Origin of the sequence: Methylobacterium sp. WL116 (assembly GCF_008039455.1) — a bacterium.
In the GTDB taxonomy this organism is placed as follows: Bacteria; Pseudomonadota; Alphaproteobacteria; order Rhizobiales; family Beijerinckiaceae; genus Methylobacterium.
In genome coordinates, this window is sequence record NZ_VRUV01000144.1 from 1 (window position 1) to 9226 (window position 9226).

Consider the following 9226-nt stretch of genomic DNA (forward strand, 5'->3'; position numbering starts at 1 on the left):
GGCCACGCCATCGCCGCCGCCGCCGCCGCCGCCGGCGCGACGGTCACGCTGGTCTCCGGGCCGGTGGCGATCCCCGATCCCGAGGGCGTCGCCGTGGTGCGGGTCGAGACCGCGCGCGAGATGCTGGCGGCGGTCGAGGCGGCGCTTCCCGCCAGCATCGCGGTGTTCACGGCCGCGGTCGCCGACTGGCGGCCCGCCACCGAGACCGGCTCCAAGATCAAGAAGGCCGGCGCGGCGCCCGCCCCACTGACGCTGGTCGAGAACCCCGACATCCTCGCCACTATCGCCGGGCGGACGCAGAACCGCCCCGCCCTCGTCGTCGGCTTCGCCGCCGAGACCGACACGGTGATCGCGCACGCCCAGGCGAAGATCGCCCGAAAGGGCTGCGACCTGATCGTCGCCAACGACGTCTCGGCTGCGGGCGGCGTGATGGGCGGCGCGACCAACACGGTCCACCTGATCGCGCACGACGGGTCGGTCGAGACCTGGCCGACGCTCGACAAGGACGAGGTCGCGCGCCGGCTGGTGGCACGGTTTTCGGAGTTGCTTCGGGGTTAGGGCCGGTTCGGGTGCCCTACCCTGCCGCCGCCTGCTGCGCCGCCGCGAGGCGCGCGTCGTCGGCGGCGATCGCCTGGTAGGCCGGACGCGCCCGGAAGCGCGCGAGATAGGCCATGATCGCCGGCTCCTCGGGGACGAGCTTGAACGCGGTGGTCCAGCCGAGCGCCGAGCCCCACAGGACGTCGGCGGCGGAGAAGCGCTCGCCGAGGATCCAGGGGCCGGGCGTCAGCATCGCGAGCACCTGGGCCAGCACCGTGTCGTAATCGCCGTAGGCCGACATCATCCGGGGCGGCGGCGCGCGCTCCATCGCCCGGTCGATCACGGCCGGCTCGAAGCACGAGCCGTAGAAGACCATCCAGCGCAGGTAGGCGCCGCGGGCCGGATCGGTCGTGCCGGGCGCGAGGCCGGCCTCGGGAAACAGGTCCGCGAGGTAAAGGTAGCAGGCGGCCTGCTCGGCCACCGTCGCGCCGCCGTGGCGGATCGCCGGGACCTTGCCCATCGGGTTGACGGCGAGGTGCGCGCTGCCCTGCTGCTCGCCGGCCTTGAGGTTGATGACGTGCAGCTCGTGCGGCGCGTTAAGTTCCTCGAGCAGCACCCGCACGCCCGTCGAGCGGGTGTTCGGGGCGTGGTGCAGGACGAGTCCGTCGGTCGTGGTCGGCATCGTCGTCTCCGGGGCCTGAACGCTTCGGGCGCACGCTCTGCCGGAGGCCGGCTCCGGTCAAGCCGGCCGTTCGGACCGGATCGGCTCAGACCCGGTACTTGCCGTTGCGCTTGATCAGCACCTGCGTCCCCACCGGCACGCGCTCGTAAAGGTCGACGATGTCCTCGTTGAGCATGCGGACGCAGCCCGACGACATCTGCTCGCCGATGCTCCAGGGCTCGTTGGTGCCGTGGATGCGGAACAGGATGTCGCGGTTGCCCTGGTAGAGGTAGAGCGCGCGGGCGCCGAGCGGGTTGTCGACGCCGCCCTTGCGCTGGCGGTCGATCTCCGGATGGAGGGCGACCATGGTCGTGGTCGGGCTCCAGTCCGGCCAGACGCCCTTGCGGCCGACCCGGGCCTCGCCCTTCCACGAGAAGCCGAGCTTGCCCACGCCGACGCCGTACTGCATCGCCGTTCCGTCGGCCTGGACGAGGGCGAGCTGACGCTTGTCGATGTCAACGACGATGGTGCCCGGCCGCTCGGGGCCGGAATAGCTCACGACCTGCCGGCGGTACTTCGGATCGAGGCGGTTGGTGTCGACCAGCGGCACGTCGAACGGCTTGTCGGGCATCGAGCCGACATACCACGCCGCCTCCTCGTCGTTGGCGGCGAGGTTCACGGGCCCGCGCTGGTTGCAGGCTGCGAGCGGCGCGATGAGGACCGCAGCGAGGAGGATCCGGCGGAGGGGCATGGGGCCTCACGAGGCGAGGAAGCGTTCGGATCATGCCTACCGCCTCGCCGCCCCCCACGATGTGACTTTTGCGTCTCAGGTTGGATGAAGCGCCCGGCACGATTGCCCGGATTTCGCCTCGTTCGGCCGTGGCTTGCGCCCTAACTCTCTCGGATCGGTTCCGAGACGAGGCGCATCATGGCCGACACGCTCACCCTTCCCGAGATGCAAGGCGCATTGCCGGAGACGCCGCTGCGCCCGGCGATCCACCTCGACCATTGCGTGATCCACGTCAGCGACTGGACGCGCGCGAACGCCTTCTACGGCGACGTGGTCGGCGCCGAGATCGTCCCGGCCGGCGCGGGCTTCGCGTACCGGCTCGGCGGGGTGCAGCTGAAATGCCAGGGCCCCGGGCTGACCCCGGAGCCGCTCGCCGAGAAGCCGGTGATGCCGGGCGGCAGCGACCTGTGCTTCCGCTGGTCCGGCACGATCGAGGAGGCGATGGCGCACCTGGCCGCGCACGGCGTCCCCGTCGAGCTCGGCCCGGTGGAGCGCCACGGCGCGGCCGGGCCCGGGACCAGCATCTACTTCCGCGATCCGGACGGGTCGCTGATGGAGTTCATCACCTACCCGGCGCCGTGACGCCCGATCGCGCGATCTCAGGCGCGGCTCTGCGCGAGCGCCTGGTTTGTCTGCTCGAGGCGCAGGGCCAGCTCGCGCATCAGCGCGATGCTGATCTGCGGAAACTGCGCCAGCAGCTCGAGGAACACGCCGCGGTCGATGCGCAGGGCGGTGGCCGCCGTCTCGGCCGTGACGGTGGCCGAGCGCGGCTGGTCGGCCAGGATGCCCATCTCGCCGACCAGGGCGTTGGCCCCGAGCAGGGCGAGACGCACCGGCCCCGCGGCCCCGTCGATGGTCACGGCGGCGCTGCCCTCCAGGATGAGGTAGGCGGCATCCGCGACGTCGCCGCGGGTGAAGAATTGCTGGCCCGCCTCGAAATGCACCCGCTCGCTGGTGAAGGCGAGCAGCTTCAGCCGCGACGGCTCGACCTCGCGGAACAGCGGCACCTGCCGAAGGGAGGTAACCTCCGTATCGAGGGTCATAGGTGGAACTCCGCACCGCGCCGGATCTCGTGATGGCGCCGGCCGCCTCATCCATGCGGCTTGCGGCGATCTTGTCCAGCCCTCCCGTCCCGGCGGCACGCTGCGACGGCGTGACCCGGATGCCCCGTCGAACGCGATCGGGCATGCAGGCCCCCACCGGAGGTGCCATGCGCCGCGCCCGCCATCCTCGCCTCGCCGCGCTCCTCGTCGGGATCGCGTTCGCCGCCACGCCGGCCGCCGCCCGCCTGAACCGGACCGAGCTTGCGCGCGTCGCGGTCGTGCCGCCTCCGGGCGCCCGTGTTCCCCTCGATCTCGCCTGGAACGATGCCGCGGGCGACCGGCCGACCACGCTGGGCGAGGCGCTCGGCGGCCGGCCGACCCTGCTGCTGCCGGTGGACTACACCTGCGGCAACGTCTGCGACCCGATGCTGTCGATGTCCGGGGCGGCCTTGGCCGCAACCGGCCTCGTCGCCGGCCGCGACGTCAGCCTCGTCCTCGTCGGGATCGACCCGCGCGACGACGCGGCCGCGGCGCGGCACATGCTGGAGACCGAGCTCGGGAACCCGGGGCTTTCGGCGAAGGCGGCCGCGCTGGTGGGCGACGCCGCCACGGTCGATCGGCTGACGCAGGCGCTCGGCTACCGTTTCGTCTACGACGCCGGCACCGACAGCTTCGCCCACCCCGCCGCCGCGATCCTGCTCACCGGCGACGGCCGTGTCGCCCGCGTCCTGTCGCCGCTGGCGCTGAACGGCAGCGACCTGCGGCTCGCCCTCGTCGAGGCCGGCGAGGGCCGGACCGGCAGCCTCGCCGACCGCCTCGTCCTGCTCTGCTACGGGTACGATGCCGCGACCGGCGTCTACACGCCGATGATCCGCCGCGTCCTCAGTTTCGCCGCCGCCGGGACGATCCTCGCGATGGCGATCGGGATCGTCCTGCTCAACCGCCGGCCCCGGCAGGCCTGAGGCCGCTCAGCGCTTCGTCGCCAAGCCGGATTTCTCGGCGCTCGGCGGCTCGCGGCCGGCGCTGGCGTTCGGTTGGGGCGAATCGATCGGCTCGACCTGCGTCGTCGGCGTCGCGCTGCCCTCGTCCGCGGGCATCGGCGGAAGCGCCGCGGTGTTCGGCTTCGGCGCGGCCTCCGGCGAAACCTTGGCCGCACCGGAGACCATCTCGCGATTCGTCATGCTCGAAAAAACCTCGTTCGACGCAGGCGCTGAATTGTCGTTTGCCCCACCGCTGTCTTCCAACGCCAGCGCACCGACGTGGTTGCGGCTAAGCTTGTCGCGGAAGCGTGAGAGGAACCTTCGGATACTGGCGAAGGTTGTGAAAGGGTGAAGAGAAGCCTGAGGAGGAGCTGATGGCATCCGGTAATTCAACCTCGAAGCGAGGTTTTGCGTCGATGGATCTCGAGCGCCAGCGCGAGATCGCCAGCAAGGGTGGCCGCAGCGTGCCGGCTGAGAAGCGTTCGTTCTCGCAGGACCGCGAACTGGCCTCGACGGCCGGCCGCAAGGGCGGTCAGGCCACCGGTACGGGCCGCGACGGCGCCGAGTGATCGACCGCCCTTCGAGACGCGCGGCGTCTGCCCTTCGCTGGGCAGGCGCCTTTTTTATGTCCGCTTCCGTGCCGCACAACGCGAAGGCCCGCTCCAGAACATGGAGCGGGCCTTCGCGTCGTGCACCGTAAGCCGGTAGGCTAATCGGTGTCGCCTCAGGAGATGCAGCGGCCGGGGATCATGCGGCGGGCTTCGGGGCCGACCAGCGAGCTGAGCGCCGCCTCGCAGCCCTCGCGCATCATCCGACGCGGCTTGAGCGGCGGCTTGGTCCCCATCTCCTGCGCCGTGTCCGACGCGGCCGGGAGGGCGCGGTTCGGCTCGGATTGCAGGCTCGCCACGCGGCTCGGCCGGATCGCGATCGAGACCGGGCGCATGCCCGGCAGGGGGCGGGCTTCGAACGCGGCCGGACCGGGGGCTGCGACCGTGGTCGTGGGGACCCATTGGTCCGCGCTCGCCTGGACCATCGGGTGGACGAGCAACGTCAGGATGGCGGCCGGTGCACTCACGCCGAGAAGGAAGCCTGACCGAAGCATCGTCGTGGTCTCCGAATGGGAGCTTGACAGGATGAACGGAAAACGCGTCTTCCATGATCCGGTTCCGTCACGGCCTCGCTTTTGACGAAATCAGTATTCGGCAACAGTTTCTCGTGGCGGTGCCGGGCACGAGGAACCTTGTCCACAGCGACCCGGAGTGGCGCGGACGCCACAGGCGTCGAAAAACGGTTCGCGCCCGGAACTTGGTTCGCGCACGCCCGTTGATCGAGCACCCGGCCACCTGGTCCTCCCCGCATTCCCCTTGTGCATCGGCCGGAACCTCATCCACGGGTCGGAGATTTCTCCGGCCCGTTTTTTTATGCCTGGACCGATGTCCTTGGCGGGCAACAAAAAACCCCGGCTCGTCGCTGGGGTTTTTTCGTTCTGCGGATTGGCGCGGAGGCGGTTGTGGACCGCCTCCCGGTCAGGCCGACTTGGCTTCACGCCGGCGTGCCGTCTGCTGGAAAAACAGCGCCTGGCTGATGACGGCGGAGACGTTGGCGGGCTGGAACGGCTTGGCGATGAGGAAGGCCGGCTCCGGGCGCTCGCCCGTGAGGAATCGCTCCGGGTAGGCGGTGATGAAGATCACCGGGACCTCGAAGGTCTTCAGCAGGTCGTTGACGGCATCGAGGCCGGACGAGCCGTCCGCGAGCTGGATGTCGGCAAGGATCAGGCCCGGGCGCTTGCTTTCGGAGGCGATCTTGACGGCCTCGGTGCGCGTGCGGGCGACGCCGATGACGTTGTGGCCCAGGCCCTCGACCAGCGCTTCGAGGTCCATCGCGATCAGCGGCTCGTCCTCGATGATGAGGATGTCGGTGGCCATGTCCGCGGCGAGCTCGCGTCCCGCCTCGTCGACCAGGTCGCGCACCTGGCTGACGTCGACGTCGAGGATGATCGCCGCGTCCTCCTCCGAGAAGCCTTCGAGGCAGGAGAGCAGGAAGGCCTGGCGCGGCAGCGGCGTGATCTGGCCGAGCCGCACCTCGGCGGGGAGATCGTGCTGCACCTGTTCGCTGCGGCCGTTCACCGAGAGCGAATTCCAGATGCGGGTGAACACCCGGAACAGGTCGGCCTTCACGTTCGTGCTGCGGCCGAGCGTATCCGGCTCGTTGACCAGCGTCTCCAGAGTTGCCGCGACGTAGGCGTCGCCCGCCACCTGGCTGCCCGTCAACGCGCGCGCGTAGCGCCGCAGGTACGGCAGGTGCTGCACCACGAGTTGCGATGTCGACATACGATCCCCTGTGCCTTGTCGGCCTGCTATTCAACCTGCCGCCCCAACGCGGGGCATCCGACTCCGTTCCGGCAGGGCGCGGAACCGCTTCTGGCCGGAGGCGTTGCTGGTGCAGCCATGGCGTATGTCGCGCGGCAAGACAATGCGCGCGTGCCTCATGCACAGATGCCGCGAACGGCACCGGGGGACGTGAGGATGACCGACGCTGCGAAGGCGGGGAGGCCGATCGGCAATGCCGGCCTGAGGCCCGTCGGAGAATCGGGGCCCGCGGGCTCGAGGGCCGAGAAGCGCGAGCATGGATCGTCGCGCCTCAGCGACCAGGCCCAGGCGCGCATCGGCCACAACCTCCGCTGCCTCTACGACGGACTCGTCCAGCAACCCGTCCCGGATCGATTTCGCGAGCTCATCGAGCGTCTCGATGCGAAGGAGCCGAAGTCGCCCTGAGGCGCTCCGGCTCCATCTTCTGCAGTTCCTGTGGCGCGTGAAGCGCCCGCAGGATGCGAGCTCGGCGTCAGAGCGTGGGCGAGCGGCCGCGCATCAGGCCGATCACGGCCGAGATGGCGAACAGCACGATCGCGACGAAGAACACCAGCTTGGCGGCTTCCATCGCCGTGCCGGCGATGCCACCGAAGCCGAGCAGAGCGGCCACGAGGGCCACGACGAGGAACGTAACGGCCCAACCGAGCATCTGCGTTATCCTTGATAACATGGACGCGGGCTTGGCCGCGACCTTCTGACATCCCAAACGTTAAGTCGTTGTTTCGGTTCCGCCGCTTCGAATGCCTGCACACACGAAAAATCGAGCGCCTCGGATCCGATGCCGATCCATCGCCGAAATCGTCGCCCGCCCCCTCGCGCCGGTGCGCATGTCACGCCATATTGCTCTTCGTTGGACACGAGGCCGCAGCCGGAACGGAGCCGTTCCGAACGGCGTTCCTCAGTCCAGGTCCGAAACCAGAGAACAGCGATGAGAAAAGCGTCCGCCCTCGTCCAGCGCCTCACCGATATCGTCAGCTCCGCCGCAGGTGCCGCGGCACGCGGCGTCGAGGAGGTCCTGGGTGCGCTGGCCCCGAGGCCCGAGCCGCGCCTGGTTCCGATCCGGGTCCGGCCGAACGGTCCCGCTCATCGGCATTGATCGCCGCCGGAGTCGATCCGTCGCTGAGCAAGCCGCCCTCCGGGGCGGCTTTTTTCATGCGCCGTCCACCGGAATCCCACGGCGGAGGCTCGAACGCGCCGCGCACCGCCCACCGGGCAAAGCCGACGAGCATGGCCTCGCGACAGGTCCGCCAAGTCGAGCCGCCTGCTGGTGTCCTCATAATAGGCCGCTCGAGGGGCCAATACCTGTGCCTGATCGCTGCGATGTTGTGATCGTGTCGGTTGTCTTCCGCACTTGCCGCCCCGCTTAACGAACCTTTAAGTCGGCCTCGCTCGCCCAGGCCACCGCCGGGCCGGCATGCCGCATGGGCGGGGACCTGACGAGACATGGCGTTCTGGGCGCGCTGGCAGAGGTTTTACGGCTCCGGGGGAACGCGGCGGCAGATGATCGGGACCGCCGCGGCGGGGCTGATCCTCGGGCTCGGCAGCGTCACGATCGGATCGAGCCTCGTCCAGGCCTCCGAGCGCGGCGGCCTGCTCGACTTCTTCCAGGAACTCTTCGCGCCCGCCCGGCCGCAGCCCGCGCCGCCGGCGCACCGCCCCGGCCGCTACGCCAACCTGCCCGACGGCCGCCGCCTCGGGTATTCGCGCCCGGTCTATCATACCCCGCGTCCCGTGGCCGACCTCCCGCTCGGCCGGTCGCGTCGCAAGCGGGCCCGCGCGGAGCGCGTGACGCGGGTCGCCGTCGCCTCGGCCGGGCGTCGCACGGTCTGCGTGCGGATGTGCGACGGCTATCTCTTCCCCATCGGCAATCTCGGGGCACGGGCCGACATGCCGGTGCACGAGGCGGCCTGCGCCGCCGCCTGCCCGGGGGCGCCGACGAACGTCTACACCCTCGGCGCCCGCGAGACCGAGCTCGACCGCGCGATCAGCCCGCAGGGCCTGCCCTACCGGGCCTCGGCTCTGGCCAACATCTACCGCCAGCGGCGCGTCGAGAACTGTTCCTGCCAGGCCGCGCCCGGCACCCCGCCCCTGCCGCTCGCCGGCGATCTCACCCTGCGCAAGGGCGACGTCGTCGCCACCCGCGACAGCGCCGACGTGGTGACGCGAAACCGGTCGGGCTCGGTCGCCCTGGTCGACTTCCGGCAGGCCGCGATCACGCGGGGCCAGAGCCGGCGGATCGAGGCGAAGGTTGGCGCGATCCAGCGCGACGCCGAGGCGCACGCCTTCCGCCGGACGCTGCGCACGGCCGAGCGGGCGAGCCTCGTCCAGGTCGCCTCGGTCGGCGACGGCTTCCGCATCCCCGCGCACGCCGCGATCAACCAGAACCCGATCCGCGTGGTCACGCCCTCCCCGTTCCGTTGACGTCCTCGCGCTTCGGATTGTCCGCCGCCGCGCGTTCGCGTAGCTCCGGGCCGACCGCGCCGGTCGGGATCGGAAGGAGCCTCGGATGGCGGACACGGATGCCGGTACCGATGCGCCCGACTTCGACACGGTGATGCCCGCGAGCGGCCGCCTGGAAACGTTGAGCCCCCTCGTCCGCCGCCGGGTCGCGCCGAACGGCGGCCCGTTCACCGCGAGCGGCACCTGCACCTACGTCGTCGGGCACGGACGCGTCGCGGTGATCGATCCGGGGCCGGCCGATGCCGGCCACGTCGAGGCCCTGCTCGCCGATCTCGGCCAAGAGTCGGTGGCGGCGATCGTCGTCACCCACACCCATCGCGACCACTCCCCGGGCGCCCGCCTGCTGCAGGCACGCACCGGCGCGCCGATCGCCGGCTGCCTGCCGC

Annotated in this window: 14 protein-coding genes; 7 read left to right on the forward strand and 7 right to left on the reverse strand. The window is 70.7% G+C overall.

Annotated features, from left to right (window positions below; translation table 11 throughout):
* The coding region (locus FV223_RS12705) for a phosphopantothenoylcysteine decarboxylase (RefSeq protein WP_281407445.1) at nucleotides 1-558 on the forward strand (558 nt) is incomplete at its 5' end.
* A gap of 16 nt (nucleotides 559-574) precedes the next feature.
* On the opposite strand, the gene FV223_RS12710 is transcribed toward FV223_RS12705, so the two are convergent.
* Complete coding sequence (locus FV223_RS12710) at nucleotides 575-1219, reverse strand: glutathione S-transferase N-terminal domain-containing protein (RefSeq protein ID WP_147727391.1); 645 nt, start codon at nucleotides 1217-1219, stop codon at nucleotides 575-577.
* A gap of 85 nt (nucleotides 1220-1304) precedes the next feature.
* Complete coding sequence (locus tag FV223_RS12715) at nucleotides 1305-1949, reverse strand: L,D-transpeptidase (RefSeq protein ID WP_147727392.1); 645 nt, start codon at nucleotides 1947-1949, stop codon at nucleotides 1305-1307.
* 177 nt (nucleotides 1950-2126) lie between these two features.
* Here FV223_RS12715 and FV223_RS12720 point away from each other — a divergent pair, with 177 nt between their 5' ends.
* Entirely contained in the window at nucleotides 2127-2570 is a 444-nt protein-coding gene (locus tag FV223_RS12720; RefSeq protein WP_147727393.1) for a VOC family protein, read from the forward strand.
* Nucleotides 2571-2587: 17 nt separating this feature from the next.
* Here FV223_RS12720 and FV223_RS12725 read toward each other — a convergent pair whose 3' ends face one another.
* Nucleotides 2588-3031: a Crp/Fnr family transcriptional regulator gene (locus FV223_RS12725; RefSeq protein ID WP_147727394.1), complete on the reverse strand. Its 444-nt coding sequence runs from the start codon at nucleotides 3029-3031 to the stop codon at nucleotides 2588-2590.
* 167 nt (nucleotides 3032-3198) lie between these two features.
* On the opposite strand from FV223_RS12725, the gene FV223_RS12730 reads away from it, so the two are divergent.
* Nucleotides 3199-3993, forward strand: coding sequence for an SCO family protein (locus FV223_RS12730; RefSeq protein ID WP_246686355.1), 795 nt, complete (start codon nucleotides 3199-3201; stop codon nucleotides 3991-3993).
* Between the two features lie 6 nt (nucleotides 3994-3999).
* On the opposite strand, the gene FV223_RS12735 is transcribed toward FV223_RS12730, so the two are convergent.
* Nucleotides 4000-4212, reverse strand: coding sequence for a hypothetical protein (locus FV223_RS12735; RefSeq protein WP_147727395.1), 213 nt, complete (start codon nucleotides 4210-4212; stop codon nucleotides 4000-4002).
* A gap of 173 nt (nucleotides 4213-4385) precedes the next feature.
* Between FV223_RS12735 and FV223_RS12740 the strand changes: the two genes are divergently transcribed.
* On the forward strand, nucleotides 4386-4580 hold the full coding sequence (locus FV223_RS12740; protein ID WP_147727396.1) for a KGG domain-containing protein: 195 nt from the start codon (nucleotides 4386-4388) through the stop codon (nucleotides 4578-4580).
* Nucleotides 4581-4735: 155 nt separating this feature from the next.
* Here FV223_RS12740 and FV223_RS12745 read toward each other — a convergent pair whose 3' ends face one another.
* Together FV223_RS12745 and FV223_RS12750 are read right to left on the reverse strand one after the other, a co-directional pair.
* Complete coding sequence (locus FV223_RS12745) at nucleotides 4736-5113, reverse strand: hypothetical protein (protein WP_147727397.1); 378 nt, start codon at nucleotides 5111-5113, stop codon at nucleotides 4736-4738.
* A 424-nt stretch (nucleotides 5114-5537) separates the two neighbouring features.
* Nucleotides 5538-6341 (reverse strand): response regulator, encoded by an 804-nt coding sequence (locus FV223_RS12750; protein WP_147727398.1) that lies wholly within the window; start codon nucleotides 6339-6341, stop codon nucleotides 5538-5540.
* 195 nt (nucleotides 6342-6536) lie between these two features.
* On the opposite strand from FV223_RS12750, the gene FV223_RS12755 reads away from it, so the two are divergent.
* Nucleotides 6537-6785, forward strand: coding sequence for a NepR family anti-sigma factor (locus FV223_RS12755; RefSeq protein ID WP_187274681.1), 249 nt, complete (start codon nucleotides 6537-6539; stop codon nucleotides 6783-6785).
* A gap of 67 nt (nucleotides 6786-6852) precedes the next feature.
* On the opposite strand, the gene FV223_RS12760 is transcribed toward FV223_RS12755, so the two are convergent.
* The gene (locus FV223_RS12760; protein ID WP_003599466.1) at nucleotides 6853-7029 is read right to left on the reverse strand and encodes a DUF1328 domain-containing protein; all 177 of its coding nucleotides are present in this window, start codon (nucleotides 7027-7029) and stop codon (nucleotides 6853-6855) included.
* 851 nt (nucleotides 7030-7880) lie between these two features.
* On the opposite strand from FV223_RS12760, the gene FV223_RS12765 reads away from it, so the two are divergent.
* Complete coding sequence (locus FV223_RS12765; RefSeq protein WP_147727399.1) at nucleotides 7881-8801, forward strand: DUF2865 domain-containing protein; 921 nt, start codon at nucleotides 7881-7883, stop codon at nucleotides 8799-8801.
* Between the two features lie 85 nt (nucleotides 8802-8886).
* On the forward strand, nucleotides 8887-9226 hold a 340-nt coding region (locus FV223_RS12770; RefSeq protein ID WP_147727400.1), incomplete at its 3' end, for an MBL fold metallo-hydrolase.